General features: G+C 61.9%; 17 protein-coding genes and 1 pseudogene. 9 read left to right on the forward strand and 9 right to left on the reverse strand.

Features of this window, described 5'->3' with window-relative positions; translation table 11 throughout:
- Positions 1–22 precede the first annotated feature (22 nt).
- From BJD99_RS15370 to BJD99_RS15380, 3 genes are read left to right on the forward strand one after another with little or no spacing between them, the layout of a single operon-like run.
- Positions 23–952 (forward strand): WcbI family polysaccharide biosynthesis putative acetyltransferase, encoded by a 930-nt coding sequence (locus BJD99_RS15370; RefSeq protein WP_256895776.1) that lies wholly within the window; start codon positions 23–25, stop codon positions 950–952.
- Complete coding sequence (locus tag BJD99_RS15375) at positions 949–1,965, forward strand: hypothetical protein (protein ID WP_084347986.1); 1,017 nt, start codon at positions 949–951, stop codon at positions 1,963–1,965. The genes BJD99_RS15370 and BJD99_RS15375 overlap by 4 nt, the downstream gene beginning before the upstream one ends.
- Positions 1,962–3,299, forward strand: a complete 1,338-nt coding sequence (locus tag BJD99_RS15380) for a glycosyltransferase (protein WP_084347987.1) — start codon at positions 1,962–1,964, stop codon at positions 3,297–3,299. Before BJD99_RS15375 ends, BJD99_RS15380 begins: the two co-directional genes overlap by 4 nt.
- Before the next feature lie 3 nt (positions 3,300–3,302).
- Here the strand turns inward: BJD99_RS15380 and BJD99_RS15385 are convergent, their stop codons facing one another.
- Together BJD99_RS15385 and BJD99_RS15390 are read right to left on the reverse strand one after the other, a co-directional pair.
- Positions 3,303–4,412 (reverse strand): DICT sensory domain-containing protein, encoded by a 1,110-nt coding sequence (locus BJD99_RS15385; RefSeq protein ID WP_143542182.1) that lies wholly within the window; start codon positions 4,410–4,412, stop codon positions 3,303–3,305.
- Between the two features lie 28 nt (positions 4,413–4,440).
- On the reverse strand, positions 4,441–4,638 hold the full coding sequence (locus BJD99_RS15390) for a hypothetical protein (protein WP_084347988.1): 198 nt from the start codon (positions 4,636–4,638) through the stop codon (positions 4,441–4,443).
- Between the two features lie 299 nt (positions 4,639–4,937).
- Here BJD99_RS15390 and BJD99_RS15395 point away from each other — a divergent pair, with 299 nt between their 5' ends.
- Complete coding sequence (locus BJD99_RS15395; RefSeq protein ID WP_084347989.1) at positions 4,938–5,690, forward strand: NAD-dependent deacylase; 753 nt, start codon at positions 4,938–4,940, stop codon at positions 5,688–5,690.
- Positions 5,691–5,902: 212 nt separating this feature from the next.
- On the opposite strand, the pseudogene BJD99_RS15400 reads toward BJD99_RS15395, so the two are convergent.
- Positions 5,903–6,232, reverse strand: a pseudogene (locus BJD99_RS15400) (FAD-dependent oxidoreductase); the annotation flags it as partial.
- 72 nt (positions 6,233–6,304) lie between these two features.
- A complete protein-coding gene (locus tag BJD99_RS15405) occupies positions 6,305–6,910 on the reverse strand; it encodes a TetR/AcrR family transcriptional regulator (RefSeq protein WP_084348100.1) in 606 nt (201 codons plus the stop codon).
- Between the two features lie 110 nt (positions 6,911–7,020).
- Between BJD99_RS15405 and BJD99_RS15410 the strand changes: the two genes are divergently transcribed.
- From BJD99_RS15410 to BJD99_RS15430, 5 genes are read left to right on the forward strand one after another with little or no spacing between them, the layout of a single operon-like run.
- Positions 7,021–8,598: a carboxyl transferase domain-containing protein gene (locus BJD99_RS15410; protein WP_084347990.1), complete on the forward strand. Its 1,578-nt coding sequence runs from the start codon at positions 7,021–7,023 to the stop codon at positions 8,596–8,598.
- 6 nt (positions 8,599–8,604) lie between these two features.
- Positions 8,605–10,617: a biotin carboxylase N-terminal domain-containing protein gene (locus tag BJD99_RS15415; RefSeq protein ID WP_084347991.1), complete on the forward strand. Its 2,013-nt coding sequence runs from the start codon at positions 8,605–8,607 to the stop codon at positions 10,615–10,617.
- A complete protein-coding gene (locus tag BJD99_RS15420; protein WP_084347992.1) occupies positions 10,614–11,780 on the forward strand; it encodes an acyl-CoA dehydrogenase family protein in 1,167 nt (388 codons plus the stop codon). The genes BJD99_RS15415 and BJD99_RS15420 overlap by 4 nt, the downstream gene beginning before the upstream one ends.
- On the forward strand, positions 11,777–12,265 hold the full coding sequence (locus tag BJD99_RS15425) for a MaoC family dehydratase (RefSeq protein ID WP_084347993.1): 489 nt from the start codon (positions 11,777–11,779) through the stop codon (positions 12,263–12,265). The genes BJD99_RS15420 and BJD99_RS15425 overlap by 4 nt, the downstream gene beginning before the upstream one ends.
- Positions 12,262–13,077, forward strand: coding sequence for a CoA ester lyase (locus BJD99_RS15430; protein WP_084347994.1), 816 nt, complete (start codon positions 12,262–12,264; stop codon positions 13,075–13,077). Before BJD99_RS15425 ends, BJD99_RS15430 begins: the two co-directional genes overlap by 4 nt.
- Before the next feature lie 87 nt (positions 13,078–13,164).
- On the opposite strand, the gene BJD99_RS21015 is transcribed toward BJD99_RS15430, so the two are convergent.
- From BJD99_RS21015 to speB, 5 genes are all read right to left on the reverse strand, one after another.
- Positions 13,165–13,320 carry a DUF6131 family protein gene (locus BJD99_RS21015; RefSeq protein ID WP_168708278.1) on the reverse strand — a complete coding sequence of 52 codons (156 nt, stop codon included), beginning with the start codon at positions 13,318–13,320 and terminating at the stop codon, positions 13,165–13,167.
- Between the two features lie 334 nt (positions 13,321–13,654).
- Positions 13,655–14,203 carry a Dps family protein gene (locus BJD99_RS15435; protein WP_084347995.1) on the reverse strand — a complete coding sequence of 183 codons (549 nt, stop codon included), beginning with the start codon at positions 14,201–14,203 and terminating at the stop codon, positions 13,655–13,657.
- Positions 14,204–14,315: 112 nt separating this feature from the next.
- The gene (locus tag BJD99_RS15440; RefSeq protein WP_084347996.1) at positions 14,316–15,281 is read right to left on the reverse strand and encodes a TerC family protein; all 966 of its coding nucleotides are present in this window, start codon (positions 15,279–15,281) and stop codon (positions 14,316–14,318) included.
- A 193-nt stretch (positions 15,282–15,474) separates the two neighbouring features.
- Positions 15,475–16,671 carry a CdaR family transcriptional regulator gene (locus BJD99_RS15445; RefSeq protein ID WP_084347997.1) on the reverse strand — a complete coding sequence of 399 codons (1,197 nt, stop codon included), beginning with the start codon at positions 16,669–16,671 and terminating at the stop codon, positions 15,475–15,477.
- A gap of 29 nt (positions 16,672–16,700) precedes the next feature.
- Positions 16,701–17,651 (reverse strand): agmatinase, encoded by a 951-nt coding sequence (speB, locus tag BJD99_RS15450; RefSeq protein WP_084348101.1) that lies wholly within the window; start codon positions 17,649–17,651, stop codon positions 16,701–16,703.
- Positions 17,652–17,690: the final 39 nt, after the last annotated feature.

Below are 17,690 nucleotides of genomic sequence, written 5' to 3' on the forward strand. Positions count from 1 at the left end.
TGACAAACGAATACTACAGCGCGTGACCGCGGACGGCCGAACCCTGCATTACGGCAGCTTCTACGGCGTCGATGCAGACACCTCGGACGCCCGTCCGGTGCTGCTCGTCTGGGGAAACTGCCAGGCGGAAGCGCTGCGTATCGTGCTGGCTTCCTCGGCGAGCAGCCCATTCCGCACCGTCCGCGTGCCGCCCGTTCACGAGCTGACTGCCACTGACATTCCGCATGTCGAACGCCTTCTGCGGCAGACTCTTGCCGTGATCGCACAACCGGTCCGGGCCGGTTACCGAGGGCTGCCCATCGGTACCGCAGACCTCACGGACATGGCCCCGTCCATCACGACCAGGATCGTCTGGCCGGTCATCCGGTACGCCGGGTTGTACCCGTGGCAGATCATCGTTCGGCATCCCAGCGACCCCTCGGCCGTGCCTCCTGGTGTGCCGTACCACGACCTTCGGACCGTGCTGGCGGTCCGCGACGGGCGAATGCGGTTCGACGAGTGGGATCTCGAAATCTCATCGGCGGGAATTGTCGATGCCGCGCAGGCGAGCGTCGCCGAACTGGACCGACGCGAGCGGCGCGACTGCGACGTCGCGATCTCCGATGTTCTTCGCCCCCTCGGCGGTGCTGCCGCGCACACCATCAACCACCCGGGCAACGCGGTCCTGATCGAGCTCGGTAGTCGTATCCTCGACGCCCTCGGTCTGCCAGGTCCGTATTCGCTCGATCGCGAACTGCTCGGCGTCGTCCGAGCACCGCTGGAGCGACGGGTGATCGATGCGCTCGGTCTCGATGCGGTAGCCAGGTCCTCGTGGACTGTCGATGGAGAAATAGTGGAGGAGAAGACTATTCACGATCAGCAGATGTCCTGGTACGCACAGCACCCGGAGTTCGTGGACGCTGCGCTGAGCCGCTACAGCGGTCTGATCGACATTCTCGGCCTGCGGACATGATGGGCACTGTGTGTCATCTGGTCGTCGGTCCTGAAACGCACGGCGTCGTCCGGTACGGCTTTGCCGTGTACGACGCGGCGCGGGCCGAAGGTTTGGAACACCGCTTGATTCGGTCCTACAGTCCAGAGACAATCGACGTACTCGAGTGCGTTCTGGTCCACATTCATGTCACCGACAGATTGTTCGGCAGTAGCCCTCGGCAAGCGCTGACCGATCTTCGAGCATTGATCGCAGCAATCGGAAGGCCCGTTTCGGTTACGTTGCACGACCTTCCGCAACCCTCGGATGGACCGTCGATGTCGGACCGGGTCGAATTCTATCGATCTGTTCTCGATCTCGTTGTGGGAGTGGTGGTGTCGAGCGAACACGAAGCCGAGCTGCTGCGCGAGTTCGTACATCCCGCTGCGGACTCACTCGTCGAGGTTGCGGTAGTGCCGTTGATGATTGCCGGCCCGATGGGACCGAAGCGAGTACCGCCGACGGTGGGACGGACTGTCGGAGTGCTCGGGTTCCTCTATCCGGGTAAGGGCCACATCGAGACCATGCGGGCAATGCAGACGCTGCCTGCTTCCGTGGGGTTCACGGCTCTGGGAATGCCGTCCCCCGGGCACGAGTATCTGGTCGATGAACTGCGTACCGAGGCGGCAGTATCGGGGCGGGAGTGTCTCGTCACGGGATTCGTAGACGACGAAGAACTTTGGCAACGTATGTGGGAGGTCACGGTTCCAGTTGCCCATCATCGACACCTCTCGGCATCGGGTTCGATCAATACCTGGATCTCGGCAGGGCGGCGCCCACTCGTACCGCGGACCAGGTACATCGAAGAGATGGACCGTCGGTCACCGGGAGTGCTCACCGTGTACGAGAACGTCGACGGTGCACTCGATGCGGCGCTTGCGGCTGCTATGGAGAACCCTGCCGACTCGTGGACGGATCAGTCTGTCGTTCCATCACCGTCGCCCGCCGAGGTCGCGAACGCCTACGACGCGATCCTCCGACGTTGGTCCGCGTGACCGGCACGGTAGATATCGGTGATGGCCGGATACTGGTGCCCGACAACGAGTGGGACCGTGTGCACGGCCCGTCGCGATGTCCCGTCGTCAGCGTCATCATTCCCTACTACGACCAACCGAGTCAGTTGTCCCTCGTCCTGGCCGCGTTGGCCGAGCAGACCTACCCGGCAGATCGACTGGAAGTCGTCGTTGCCGACGATGGATCCTCGCAGCCGCCGCCCATCGATCGATGGTGCGCACGGCTCGACATCGTGACCATCCGACAGGAAGACAAGGGTTTTCGAGCGGCTGCTGCACGGAATCTCGGGGTGTCCGCCTCGCGCGGTTCGATTCTGTGTTTCCTGGACGCAGACACCGTGCCGACGCCCGACTACATACGCGCGGCAACACGCTTGCCCTCGCTTCTTCCTGATGCGCTGGTGGTCGGGAGGCGTAAACATTCCTCGGCCGCGGTGACCGAACCAGCCTGGCTGGTCGACGCTTACGAGCGGACGGGGGATCTCCTGCACCCAGGATGGGACGCGTACAAGTACATGATCAGCGCCGTGATGACCTGTGGACGTTCACTGTTCGATGCCATCGGAGGATTCGACGAGTCTTTCGTGCAGTACGGAGGGGAGGACTGGGAGTTCGCCAACCGCGCCTTCATGGCCGGCGCCGTATTCGCCTACGAACGCACAGCCCTCGCCTGGCACGACGGTCCCGATTGGGCTGAGCGATCCGTGTCGGCACGAACGGACTCCAAGAATGCCGAGGCCTTGAAACTTGCGCCGCTGATCACCGATCCTGCGGCCAGAAGGTCGGGGCTTCGATACCGCGTTCCGGACTGTGTCGTGATCGTAGCGTCGGACTCGCACAGCGCGGCGTCGTTGTCGGTGACGATCGCGACTTCGGTCGGTGCAGCAGCGGACTGTGGTGTCTGGATCGTAGGAGCGAACGCCGCGAATCTCTATCACGAACTGGGACTGGATGATTCGAGGGTCCATCTCGATGAACCCGATGACTGGATACGTGCTCGGTGCCGATTCGTCGTCGAGGTGTCCGGTCGGGTGGTGTTCGGCGAGGACTCGTTGCAGAGGTTGTGTGCCGAGGTGGGGCCCGGCGCTGCAGGCGGTGTGAAAGTCGACTTCGCCGGCGATAGCAGTAGTAGTGAGAGTTGCGATGCAGCACTGACGGTGTGGACGTCGCGAGCTCTCCATCGAAGCCGCCGTTGGGTCGCCGAGTCCGGACGAAGTGAATCGGAGTTGATGAACGCGTTGTTCGGCGTGCGTCGAGCCTCCGCTGCGACCGTGGGTGTGCAGGTGGCACGGTCGGAGCCGTGGTTGTCCTGGTGAAGTTCAGTTCGGCTCGCAAACCCCAGCTGGCCCGTCGAATCTGTGCAGAATGGCCTTGGCGCAGCGAACCACCGTGCAGCGATCGTGTGAGATGACGTAGTCGAACTCCCGATCCGGTCCCAAGTCTCCGGAGTTCATCTCTCGCGCGGACAATACACAGCAGAAGTGAACCCCCAGAACCACGACATTCCATTCCTCGGTCATGCAGTCGGCAGGGGCGAGGGGTGCTCGGTGGATATGGGTATCGGACGTATCGGCCATCCCGACGCCGCACACGCCGGTATAGGCACTGTGTTCGGCCATTGCCTGCCAGCGAGCCTTCGTGCTGCCTCGGAAATGTCGATCGTGTTGAAAAGTTCCGAGCACCAAGGTCTCCGGTCCGGCCACCGACGCCTGCCATTCGATGTGTGTGCTCATCTCCACGAGCAGGTTCTTGCGGCTTCGGGTCGCAACACGACCGGCAGATGCGATGGCGAATGGCGACGTCGAGTCGGCATCGGGGGTACTCCAGGTGCGCGATGCGAGGACTGCACGAGAAGTGCTCTCCGACAGCGACTTGGGTGAGGACATGGGTGGATACAAACGACCGATTCCGAAGGTTGCCCCCAGCTCGAGTGCTCTGACGCGGTGTGCTTCGGAATCGACGCCACTGGCGACTATGACTGCTCCGGTCCGTTCGGCTTGGACCGCGAGAACATGCGTGGCCCTGGCCACATACGGGTCGGGAACGGAAGCGCTCAGCTCGGGTGCCAGAACGATGATGTCGGGTTCGATCAGAGGCAGGATGCAGAAGGACGCGAGCTGTCCGCCGACGTCGTCGACTGCAATTATGCTGTTTCGTGCTCTGGCCTTCTCGACCGCGAGCAAGGTCTTCGCCGGGTTGTCGACCATCGAACTCTCGCGCACGACGAAGGTCCCGCAAGCCTCTGACGCTATCCCGTTGCCGACCAGCAACGGCGTCATCCATCCGGTGCTGTCGAGCACCGCGCTCGATGCGCTGTGCAGAGCATCGTCGAACTCGTCCATTCCGTCGTTGCGCTCGTCCAGATCGATCTTCACACCGCCGATGGCGTCGTCGTCGAGTCTGCAGATGGGGGAGTAGTGAAGTGTCATGATGTGTCGCTCGCGGGTGCCGGGGAGATCAGAGGGTGGCGGCGAGGAGACCGACGATGCCGAGTACCAGAGCACCTATCATCAGTGTGATGGCGTGTCCGCCCACCGACAATGCGATCGCGGCGGCCACGATCGCTCCGAAGGAGGAACCGAGGACAAGGCGATGATGCACCTGAGGGATCAGGGTCATGCTTTGGGAATCTTCGTCGAGCGTTGCGTAGTTCATGCCCACTCCTCGTTGCAGATCGTGCTGAGGTAAGCATGAAGCAAGGAAGTCGCCGTCCTGCAACCCATTGGATAACAGATTGATCACAAAAGTAACGAACGGGTAACGTGACGCTGGAATTGAAAGTCGTAACATGCTGTCACACAAGCCCATTGCCGTCCAGATAGGCAGTCTTCTTGGGTCGCGCCCGATCTCATCGGTCGCCGGGTTTCGTCTGTGGGCACGGGCATCAGTAGGCACCGTGATCCCTGCCGAGATCAACCAGATCCCCATCGGTATGCCATGGCACACTAACCACCATGAACAATGTCGAGCTGCCAAGCGCCATAGTCACACTCGCGCGAAGTGCGTCTCGTGTGGCGGTACTGACGGGCGCTGGGATGTCGGCCGAATCCGGGATACCGACCTTCCGTGATGCGCAAACTGGGCTGTGGTCCAACTTCGAACCCGCTGCTCTGGCGAGCCCGGAGGGTTGGGCACGTGACAGCGATCTGGTGTGGGGTTGGTACCAGTGGCGCACAGAGCTGGTCCGCCGGGCGCAGCCGAATGCCGGTCATAGTGCACTGACTACCTGGCAACAGCGTGCGCATCTCGACATCGCTACCCAGAACGTCGACGATCTGCACGAGCGCGCAGGCTCGAAGGTCATATCGCACGTGCACGGTAGTTTGTTCGATCCACGTTGTTCCGAATGCGGGGTTCACTCCCAGCCTTCACCCGATCCGACTGATGAGCAGTCTGATCGGGTTCCACCGCCGCCGTGTCCCGAGTGCGGGGGGCCCATGCGGCCGGGCGCAGTGTGGTTCGGCGAACCGCTGCCGGAGTCCGAGTGGACGTCGGCAGTGAACGCCGTCGAAAGCGCTGATCTCGTGTTGGTCGTCGGGACGTCCGGCGCAGTCTTCCCGTTCGCTGGGCTGCCGGCAATGGCACGCAGCTGCGGCGCAACCGTGGTCGAGATCAACCCCGTGGAGACGGAGATTTCCGACATCGCCGATCACCGCTGGCGAACCACTGCGGCAGTCGGATTACCGGCATTGGTGCAAGCGCTCTAGCTGCAAGGGCGTGACTCTGCGCCTTCACAGACCTGCGTCACGTTCGGAGTTGCGCGATGATAGCGGCGGCTGTGCGTTCGCCCATCCGGACCGCGCCGTCCACGTGCTGGTATCCCTCCGCTGCAATATCGGAGCAGGAGAACAAGATCGGCCCCACCTGTGTTCGCTGATCCTTACCGTATCTGTGTAACCCGCCGAGGTCGAAGCCGGCCGAGCCATTGCTCGAAAGAGACCGTGTCGAGCTCGCGTGCTTTGGCGTGCTCCCATGGCGCTTCGGCGCCGATTTCTGCCGCCAACGCGTCGAGCACCTCGATGAGTCGATCCATTTCGGTCGCCGTGGTGTGGTCGACGGGGAACGAAGTACCGCTGTAGCTCGTGGGTTTGCCATAAGGTGCGATGTACACCGAGTAATCGTCGCGATGACGCGGGACAGTGTACAGACCGAGCTCGTCGAGCAACGAAATCAGTGCCGTTCGATCGGGCGATACCCATTGCCCGCCGATTTCGACCGTCGCTCCGTCGATTGTCGAGGTCCACGTTCGATGATGGGCACACGTCCCCCTCTGCTCGCGGTTCTCACGACCATACTGTCGTGCGGGTCAGTCCTGGACCTGTTAGGCCCCGAGCGCGGCGTTCGCCATCTCTCTGAGCACTTCGCGCGATCGGCGAGACATACTCCGGCCGATGCTGTGAGGGGTCGAATTCAACAGGCCGAACACGGCGTGCGCTTTGGTGCGGGCATCGTCTTCGTGAAGTTCCGGGTCGGATCCGCGGAGTGCGCCGACCCAGACCTCGACGTATTCGCGCTGCTTGCGCCGTACATCGCGTCGAGCGGACGTCGGCAGATTCGCCAGATCGCGGTCCTGAATCCGGATCAGCGCCGGCTTGCTCAGCGCGAAGTCGAGGTGGAAATCGACCAGTTCGGAGATCGTGTCGGACGCGTCCGCGGTGTTCCGCACGACCTGTCGGCCACCGGCCAGTAGGTAGTCGGAAATGTCCACCAGTAACTCGACGAGGACTGCTTCCTTGTTGGGGAAGTGGCGATACACCGCAGGTCCACTGATGCCGACTGCGGCGCCGAGGTCCTCGAGCCGCACGGCTGCGTAGCCGCGCTCGGCGAAGAGTTCGGCTGCCGCATCGAGGAGCTCGATGCGTCGCGCGGCCTTGCGCTGCTCGCGAATGGTCGGTTTCGACTCGGCAGGCGGCGACACTGTGCTCATGGTGAAATCCACGCCTTCGGTTCGATACTGGACAACTCAGTTAATCAGAGTTTACTATTAATTTCGGTTAGTGATGATTAACCCAAGGTTCGGCAGGGAGTGGCACCACTATGGCGATCGATATCGAAGCCAACAGGCTCGAACACAAGAGGCTCGTCGAACAACTGGGCGACAAGCTGGACCGCGCTGCACTCGGCGGCAGCGAGAAGTCCCGCGAGCGACATATAGCAAGAGGCAAGCTACTACCGCGCGATCGTGTGAACGAGTTGCTCGATCCAGGCAGTCCCTTTCTCGAGATTGCCGCGCTGGCAGCCGACGGAATCTACGAAAACGAGTGCCCCGGCGCCGGAATGATCGCGGGAATCGGCAGAGTGTCGGGGCGTGAGTGCGTGATCGTCGCCAACGATGCGACCGTCAAGGGCGGCACGTACTATCCGCTCACGGTGAAGAAGCACCTGCGCGCGCAGGAAATCGCAGCGCAGAATCGACTGCCCTGCATCTACCTCGTCGATTCAGGCGGTGCGTTCCTTCCTCGGCAGGATGAGGTGTTTCCCGACCGCGAGCACTTCGGGCGGATCTTCTTCAATCAGGCGACGATGAGCGCGGCAGGTATTGCGCAGATCGCGGCTGTCATGGGCTCGTGCACGGCAGGCGGCGCCTACGTTCCCGCGATGAGCGACGAAGCGATCATCGTCAGAGACCAGGGCACGATTTTTCTCGGGGGACCGCCGCTGGTCAAGGCAGCGACGGGTGAGGTTGTCACCGCCGAGGAGCTCGGTGGCGGTGACCTGCATTCGAAGGTATCCGGGGTGACCGACTACCTGGCCGACGACGACCGGGACGCGCTGCGCCGAGTGCGTCGAATCGTCGCAAATCTCGGGCCGATCCCTGCGGCACAGTGGCCGATACTGCAGGCCCGCGATGCCACCGTCGATCAGCAAGACCTCTACGACGTGGTGCCGATCGACTCGCGCATCCCGTACGACGTTCGCGAGGTCATCATCCGCATCGTCGACGGCGGTGAGTTCGACGAGTTCAAGTCCGAGTACGGCAAGACTCTGGTCACCGGGTTCGCGCACCTGCACGGACATCCGGTCGGCATCATCGCCAACAACGGCGTGCTGTTCGCAGAATCGGCGATGAAGGGCGCGCACTTCATCGAACTGTGCGACAAGCGCAGCATTCCACTCGTGTTCCTGCAGAACATCGCTGGTTTCATGGTCGGCAGAGACTACGAAGCAGGCGGCATCGCCAAGCACGGCGCCAAAATGGTGACTGCCGTCGCGTGCGCTCGGGTCCCGAAGTTTACCGTCGTCATCGGCGGTTCCTACGGCGCGGGCAACTATTCGATGTGTGGCCGCGCCTATTCACCGCGCTTTTTGTGGATGTGGCCGAACGCCCGCATCTCCGTCATGGGCGGCGAACAGGCAGCCTCGGTACTGTCCACGGTCCGCAGTGAACAACTCGATGCCGCCGGCAAGCCATGGTCCGGCGAAGAGCAGGAAACGTTCAAAGCGCCGATTCGAGAGCAATACGAATCGCAGGGCAACCCGTACTACTCGACCGCGCGATTGTGGGATGACGGAATCATCGACCCCGCGGACACCAGAACTGTTCTCGGACTTGCTCTGTCGGCGAGCGCTCACGCGCCGCTCGGGCCGGTCTCCTACGGCGTTTTTCGGATGTGAGTTGTGATGACGAGACAGATCGACACAGTGCTGGTAGCCAATCGCGGCGAGATCGCGGTTCGGGTCATTCGAACGTTGCGGCGCATGGGTATTCGATCCGTTGCGGTGTTCAGTGACGCCGACTTCGACGCACGGCACGTCCATGAAGCAGACACCGCTGTCCGCCTCGGCCCAGCCTCCGCGCGTGAGAGTTACCTCGCGATAGACAAGGTCGTCGAAGCCGCGCACCGCACCGGAGCACAGGGCGTCCATCCGGGCTACGGATTCCTCTCGGAGAACGCCGAATTCGCTGCAGCCTGCGAGGCTGCCGGATTGGCGTTCCTGGGCCCACCCGTTGCAGCAATCGAGGTGATGGGCGACAAGATCACGGCCAAGAACGCAGTGGCGGAGTTCGGTGTCCCGGTAGTGCCCGGTATCGCGCGCCCAGGACTTTCCGACGCGGACCTCCTCGATGCGGCCCAGGACATCGGCTATCCGATCCTGGTCAAGCCGTCGGCAGGCGGAGGCGGCAAGGGCATGCGACTGGTCGAGGAGCCGGGAGCGCTTGCCGGTGCGTTGGCGAGTGCACGACGCGAAGCGGCCTCCTCGTTCGGTGACGACACGCTGTTCCTCGAACGGTTCGTTCTGCGGCCTCGGCACATCGAAGTGCAGATACTCGCCGATCAGTACGGCAACGTCGTGCACTTGGGTGAGCGCGAATGCAGTCTGCAGCGCAGGCACCAGAAGGTCGTGGAGGAAGCGCCGTCGCCGCTCCTGGACGAGGCGACACGAGAACGGATAGGGAAGGCGGCGTGCGACACCGCCCGCAGCGTCGACTACACGGGCGCGGGCACCGTGGAGTTCATCGTCTCGGCGGATCGCCCCGAAGAGTTCTTCTTCATGGAAATGAACACCAGACTTCAAGTCGAGCATCCGGTGACGGAAATGGTCACGGGGCTGGACCTGGTCGAGTGGCAGGTTCGAATCGCCCGCGGCGAACCGCTCGCAATTCGGCAGGAGGAGGTGACTCTTACCGGTCATGCGATCGAGGCTCGCGTCTACGCCGAGGATCCCGGTCGGGGATTCCTGCCCACCGGAGGGACCGTCCTTTCGCTTCGGGAACCGTTACCCACTCCAGCAGTTCGCGTCGACTCCGGCCTCGAAGTCGGGTCCGTCGTCGGCAGCGACTACGACCCGATGCTGGCCAAGGTGATCGCGCACGGCCCCGATCGGGCTTCGGCGCTCGCTACCCTCGATCGCGCGCTTGCCGACACCGCTGCATTGGGCGTTGTCACCAATATCGAATTCCTTCGGTTTCTGTTGGCGGACCACGATGTCGTCGCGGGAAGGCTCGATACCGGATTGCTCGATCGCAGGTTGGAGGACTACGAGGCAGTGCCCGCTCCGGACGACATTTTTGCGGTAGCCGGCATCCATCTGTGGTCATCACTGTGGACGGCATCGGACCAGGCCCAACCATGGTCGGTCCCGAGCGGTTGGCGAATCGGCGGTCGGGTCCATCCAGTGACCTATCGCCTGTCTTCGGGAACACGGACGGTGCATGTGCACGTGCGCGGCACTCTGTCGGAGGCATGGGTCGCGGTCGACGACGGAGAATTGCAGCCGATGTCGTTCGCTCGTGTCGAGGACGGTGACGTGGCCATGGTGCGCGCAGGCGTGCGATCGCGCTTTCGGCTTGCCGACGACGACGCGACTGTCTGGGTGTCCTCACCGGCCGGTACGTGGGCTGTCACATCCGTCGAAGAGACCAGTGTTCGTGGTGAAGACAGCCACTCCGGAGATGCCGACATGACCAGCCCGATGCCGGGAACCGTTATTGCCGTAGGAGTATCGAGCGGCGACGCCGTGGAAGCAGGCTCGACGATCGTCGTCGTCGAGGCAATGAAAATGGAACATGCAATGACAACCCCGATCGATGGAACGGTGGAACTTCTCGTCGTAGTGGGAGAGCAGGTTCGTGTCGACCAACTTCTCGCCCGCGTGACCCCGAGAACCGAAGTGGAAGAAGGAAAGTCATGACCGATCATCTCGCCACCGGAAATCTACCCGACGAGTACCAGCAGCTGATCGAGAGTGTCGCCGACTTCGCCACGTCGGTGGTGGCGCCGGTATCGGCAAAACACGATGCCGAGCACTCGTTTCCGTACGAGGTCGTTGCCGGCATGGCCGAGATGGGCTTGTTCGGCCTGCCGTTCCCGGAGGAATACGGCGGAATGGGCGGCGACTACTTTGCGCTCTGTCTTGCCCTCGAGGAGTTGGGGAAGGTGGATCAAAGTGTCGCCATCACGCTCGAGGCGGGAGTCTCCCTCGGCGCGATGCCGATCTACCGCTTCGGTAACGACGAGCAGAAGCAGGAGTGGTTGCCCACCTTGACGAGCGGACGCTCCCTTGCCGCCTTCGGGCTGACCGAGCCAGGGGCAGGCAGTGACGCAGGGGGAACCCGGACCACCGCCACCCTCGTCGGCGGTGAATGGATAATCAACGGCAGCAAGCAGTTCATCACGAACTCGGGCACCGACATCACCGAACTGGTCACCGTCACCGCAGTAACCGGGGTCGACGAACTGACCGGTAAGAAACAGATTTCCTCGATCCTGGTCCCGACGTCGACTCCGGGCTTCGTAGCGGAGAAGGCCTACGACAAGGTGGGCTGGAACGCGTCGGACACACATCCGTTGTCCTTCACCGACGTCCGGGTTCCGTACGAAAATCTGCTGGGCCAACAGGGCCGCGGATACGCCAACTTTCTGCACATTCTCGACGAGGGCCGCATAGCCATCGCCGCACTCTCGGTAGGCGTTGCGCAAGGGTGTGTGGACGAAAGTGTCAAGTACTCCAAGGAACGAGAAGCCTTCGGTGGACCGATCGGACGAAATCAGGCCATTGCATTCAAGATTGCTCGAATGGAAGTGCGAGCACATACAGCCCGCACAGCGTATTACGACGCGGCCGCGCTGATGTTGTCGGGAAAGCCATTCAAGAAGCAGGCCTCGATCGCGAAATTGGTCGCCTCCGAAGCAGCAATGGACAATGCGCGCGACGCAACGCAGATTCACGGGGGATACGGGTTCATGAACGAATACACCGTTGCCCGGCATTATCGGGACAGTAAGATCCTCGAGATCGGCGAAGGGACCACCGAAGTGCAGTTGATGCTCATCGCGCGAGGGCTCGGGTTATGACTTCGGACAAGCGTGTCCGTCAGCGCGGACTGTGGTTCGAGGAGATGGAGCTCGGCACCGTCTACGAACACCGGCCCGGCCGAACGGTCACCGAGGCCGACAACACCTTCTTCACGGCGCAAACGATGAATACCCAGGCGTTGCATCTCGACGCGGCCTTCAGTGAGAGCACTGCGTTCGGCGCACGCCTGGTCAACTCGATGTTCACCCTGTCGACAGTCGTCGGCCTCTCGGTAGCGCAGTTGACGCAGGGCACGATCGTGGCCAACCTCGGTTTTTCCGAGGTGACGTTTCCGAAGCCGATGTTTCACGGGGACACGCTGTATGCGGAGACGCTCATCGTCGACAAGCGCGAATCGAAATCTCGCCCTGGGGAGGGCATCGTCACCTTCGCTCACACCGGACGCAACCAACACGGCGACGTCGTTGCGACGGCGGTCCGTAAGACTCTCGTCCGGCTCCGGCCTGCAGAGGACGCGTCGTGACGTGGGTGCCGCCTGGGCCTGGATGGTTGTTTTGTCCGGCGGATCGACCGGAACGCTACGAGAAGGCTGCACAGCGGGCCGACGTCGTCATCCTCGACCTGGAGGACGCTGTCGCGATCGGTGACAAGCCGAAAGCCAGGCAGTCGTTACTGGCCGCCCCACTCGACCCAGCGTTCACCGTCGTCCGAGTCAACGCGCACGGCACTTCCGACTTCGACCTGGACATGGCGGCACTCGCCCGGACGTCGTATCGCAGAGTAATGCTGCCCAAGTGTGAAAGTTCGGCTCAGATCGAGGCGGCCGCGCCGTACGAGGTGATCGCCCTCGTCGAATCACCGCTCGGTGCAGTCGCTGTGTTCGACAGCCTCGGTGCAGCCAATTCGATCGGGGTGATGTGGGGTGCCGAGGACCTGATCGCAGCACTGGGTGGTAGGTCGAGTCGATTCCCTGATGGTATGTACCGCGATGTGGCACAACATGTTCGGTCGACGACATTGCTCGCAGCCAAAGCGCGCGGCGTGTTCGCCCTCGATTCGGTGGTGCTCGATATCGGAGACGTCGCCACCTTGACGGCCGAATCCGAGGATGCTGTGGCCGTCGGATTCGACGGGAAGGTTGCTATTCACCCGTCGCAGTTACCGATAATTCGAGAAGCCTTTGCGCCTACTCAGGCAGAGATCGATTGGGCTGACCGGGTGGTTGCGGCTGCTGCCGAAGAGCGCGGAGTGTTTCGCTTCGAGGGGCAGATGGTCGATGCACCCGTGTTGCGGCAGGCCGAGCAGATATTACGTACTGGACGGTTGGTTCGCTGACGCGGAACCGAAAAGTTGGTGGGAAACGAACGAGGCCCCGCGCTGGTGCGCGGGGCCTCGTCTACGTGCAAGGGCAATACCTGGGGATCAATACCAGGTTTTACGGCCGCCGATAGCGCGCCCGGTTGCACCGAGGATGGTGAGGACGGCACCGACGACGATCAGGATGATGCCGATCGTGGTGAGGATGCTGATCGACGTGAAAAAGCCGATGAGTGCGAGGATGATTCCCAGGACGATCACTGTTATTCCTTCTTTCGAATTGGATTCTGCATGCGGCATCAGATGATTGCGTTGATCGCCAACCACCTGAGAACTTACCCTGATGTCTCTTGAATCTACAGTGGCGGTAGATCTTTCGAACTTCTCACAAAGTCGAATTCCAGCCGACACCGCTCGGGCCCACGACGACATAGCCTTCGGAGTGCCATTGTTATGACACATGAAAGATGCCCGCGCAAGCGGTTCGCCACTGGCTGGACGAAAGACACAACTCTCCTCAGTGGAGAGTCGGGCAACTGATGTTACCCCGGAATATTTGGTCTCAAACGTGATCGGTGTTTCGAAATGAATTCTTTCAGCTCGCGTCGGCGGCAGCCTGCTTTTCGCTCGATGCGTCGCTAGTGGAAAGCTGTCCACCGGAGTTCTCCAGGTGCGCACGAACGAACCAGTGGAAGAGTTCGAGTTGACCGCTCTGGCCGATCAGCAAGTCTTCGGTGACCGGATCGACCTTGCCGATCTCTTCGATTGCCTTGCGCGTGTCGGTGATGACGCCGGTGTACACGAGGTCGAGTGCGCCGAGGTGCTCGATAGCCGTGGCGCGCCCGATCGAGTAGTCGTCCCATGACCGCTGCTCGACGATGGTGCCCGGCGTGCCCTTCGCCGAGGATCCCAGTGTCGCAATACGCTCGGCGACATCATCGGCGAATCCGCGTACGGTTTCCACCTGCGGGTCGAGCATCTCGTGGACGGAGATGAAGTTGGGGCCCACGACATTCCAGTGAATGTGCTTGAGGGTCAGGTGGAGATCGTTGTATGCGTTCAGACGATCCTGAAGCAATGTCGCGACGCGCGCTCCCTCGTCGGTGCTCATGCCGGGAACTGTGTATGAGTTCGATGTGGTCATGATGAACAACTACCCAGCACGAACCGGAGTGAAACACAGCTCCCGGAAGGTGGATCAAAAAAGGAGGGGTAGCCGACCGGACCGGTTGGCTACCCCCTGTGTCTTGCCCGTGTTACTTCTCGCCGGACGCCAGCTCGGAAGGCTCCTCCTTTGCCGGGCGTACGAAGCTGAGGATGATCGAACCTGCCAACACGCCGATGATAACGGCGAGGCTGACGAACGATGGAATCTCGGGGATCGAGGTGCTGATGACCTTGTGGCTGGCCTGCAAGATCAACTTGACCCCGATGAAGCCGAGGATGATCGCCAACCCCTTCGACAGATAGTGGAACTTGTCCAACAATCCGGAGAGCAGGAAGTACAACGCGCGTAGTCCGAGAATGGCGAACGCATTCGACGAGTAGATGATGAACGGATCGTCACTGACGGCAAGGACTGCAGGGACGCTGTCGACTGCGAAAACAAGGTCGGCAGCTTCGATGGCGACAACGACGGCCAACAGGGGAGTGGCGATGCGCTTGCCCGCCTCCTTGACGAAGAACTTCGTGCCGGAGTACTCGTCCCGAACTGGGATAACCTTGCGCAACAAGCGAACTGCAAGTGAAGTGCTGGGATCGTACGAGTCGTCCTCGTCCTTCATCAGCTTCCACGCGCTGTAGAGCAGGATGGCTGCGAAAACGAACAATACGACGGTGAACTTGCTGACGATCGCGACGCCTGCGGCGAGGAAGATGCCGCGGAAGACCAATGCGCCGATGACACCGAAGAACAGGACTCGGTGCTGATATTCCTTCGGAACCTTGAAATAGCCGAAGATCAATGCGAAGACGAAGAGGTTGTCCACGGACAAGCTTTTCTCGAGCAGCCAGGCCGTCGTGTATTCCACACCTGCCGTCGTACCGAGAGTGGCGAAGACGACTCCGCCGAAGACGAGTGCGACGCCGACCCACAAGGCACTCCACCATGCGGCTTCTTTGAAGCCGATGACGTGTGCACCGCGATGCGCAAGCAAATCGATGGCGAGCAGGGTGAGCACTACCGCGGCAAATGCCGCCCATGCCCAGAGAGGGACGTTCATCGGCGGTAATCCTTACTGGTGAATAGAGATGGCTTCTGGGTCAGGGATGCCATGGAATGGGCTCCTTGTCGCTTCATTGTTCTCTGCGGCAACTGTGTTTACCGCGACTACTCAAGTGTGCCTGTCATGAAAGCGGCATGCACCGTGCGATCGCGGACATGTTTGTCCAGTTTCTATTGCCGTAATCCGGCAACTAAGGCGGTGAGGCGGTGCTGGTGGGCCAGTCCAGTAACTTCGCTCCGAACACTGCTGTCTGCAGTGCGAATCTCTCGCTCGGGTGGTTCACGTCGTGGCCGGTCAGCTCGGCAATGCGCGCTAGTCGGTAGGTGACCGCGCGGACCGAGAGGTGCATCGACCTCGCCGTCATCGCGGAGTTACCCCCGGATTCGAAGTAGGCGAACAACGTGCGCAGAAGAGGTACGGCGCCGCCGCGGGCCGCGAGGAGCGGCGTCAATACTGTCTCGACGAGATCGGTGATCGCGGGTCGGTCATCGAGCAACACTCGATATACCAGCAGGTCGCGCGCGTCCAACACCGGTGTGTCGAGTCCGAGTTTGCCGGCCAGGTCGAGCGCGTCGAGTGCCTCGCGGTACGAGGATGCCACCCCGGCCGCGCTCTGACCAGGACGTCCCACTCCCAAACGTTGCGTCCACCCATCGGTGCCGTGAACTTGACCGACGGTGCTTCGGACACGTTCGGTCACCAGTTTCACCGCCTGATGGTCGGGAGCCGCGAACACGACGACGAGACGGCCCTCCTTGCTGGCAACCAACGTCTCGGTATCACCTTTGCTCCCGGCGATCGCGCGCTCGACGTCGGTGATCATCGAAGCATCGTCGGTGAACGGGGACATCGCCTCCACGACCACGACAGCGTGTGGTCCGGTCAAGTCCAGTCCGAACGACTCTGCGCGACCCAGCACCCCTGCGATATCGGCGCTGCCCGAGAGCAGATCGTCGACGAACTCGCGTCGAGCCGACACCTCGGCACGGACCAACGCTCTACGGGCGAGCTGGTAGGCCTCCGCGAGTTCTGCGACAGCGTCGTCGACGGCGTGCAGCATCACTTCACCGGCCGTCACGACGGCGCTGGGGTTTCGGGCGGCGTCCACCACCGCGGGGAGCTCGCGCCACAGGCGCCAGGCCGAGGACAAGTACAGATCGAGCAACGCCCGTAATGCGACGCCTTCCTTGGCTGCAGTATCCCCATGAACCCGCAATGTGCGCAGCTGTCGACGTGTCAATGGACGTCCAACAGCGACGGCGTCGGTGAGTACCTCGAGGAAATCTCCGAGAAGCTCGGTAGACAAGCCACCCGCGTCGGCTGCTGCGAGGTCGGCAACCTGCTGGTACTTGCCGTCCGGGTCAGGTGTGTCCGATCGGGTGGGCATCGGTCTCATCGTATGCGCCTGGGGAGGCACTATCGATTCAGTGCCAGAACGGACAACAGTTCGTAGGCGACGTGTGCTGCTGCGATACCGGTGATCTCGGCGTGGTCGTAGGCAGGGGCGACCTCCACGATGTCTGCACCCACCACGTTCAGTCCTACGAGTCCACGCAACGTGTTCAACAGTTCTCGTGAGGTCATGCCCCCGGCCTCCGGGATACCAGTTCCCGGTGCATGAGCCGGATCGAGCACATCGATGTCCACCGAGACGTACACCGGGCCGCCGTCGAGTCGCTGCCGCATCCGCTCGACGATGCTCGCGACCCCATCGACCTCGTAGTCATCCGACCGGATCACCTGGAATCCGAGAACACGGTCGTCCTCGAGGTCTTGCTCGGTGTAGAGCGGCCCACGGATACCGATGTGCTGGGAGCGTTCGAGGTCGATGAGCCCTTCCTCGCTCGCGCGGCGAAACGGAGTTCCGTGGGTGTACGGGGCGCCGAAGTAGGTGTCCCACGTATCGAGGTGAGCATCGAAATGGAGCACGGCGACAGGTCCGTGATCGCGGGCGAGCGAACGCAGGATCGGCAGAGCGATCGTATGATCACCTCCGAGGGTCAGCACCGAAGAACCGTCCGCGCGGAGATCGGTCACCGCCGCCTCCACCGAATTCAGCGCCTCGGCGATATCGAACGGGTTGATGCCGATATCCCCGAAATCGGCGACCTGTTGTTCGGCGAACGGTGAGACTTTCAACGCTGGGTTGTACGGCCGAAGCAATTTCGATGCAGCGCGAATGTGACCGGGGCCGAAGCGCGCCCCCGGTCGATAACTGACCCCCGAATCGAACGGAACCCCGAGGATCGTGACGTCCGCTCGAGAGACTTCGTCGAGCCTGGGTAGCCGCGCGAACGTCGTCGGCTCTGCGAACCGCGGGACCTTTCTCGCGTCGACCGGTCCGATCGGTGGCGTTTCGCTGCTCATAGGAAGCGCTTTCTGATAGTCCTTCAGGTACATCCAGCG

Source organism: Rhodococcus sp. 1163, from assembly GCF_002091985.1.
In the GTDB taxonomy this organism is placed as follows: domain Bacteria; phylum Actinomycetota; class Actinomycetes; order Mycobacteriales; family Mycobacteriaceae; genus Rhodococcoides.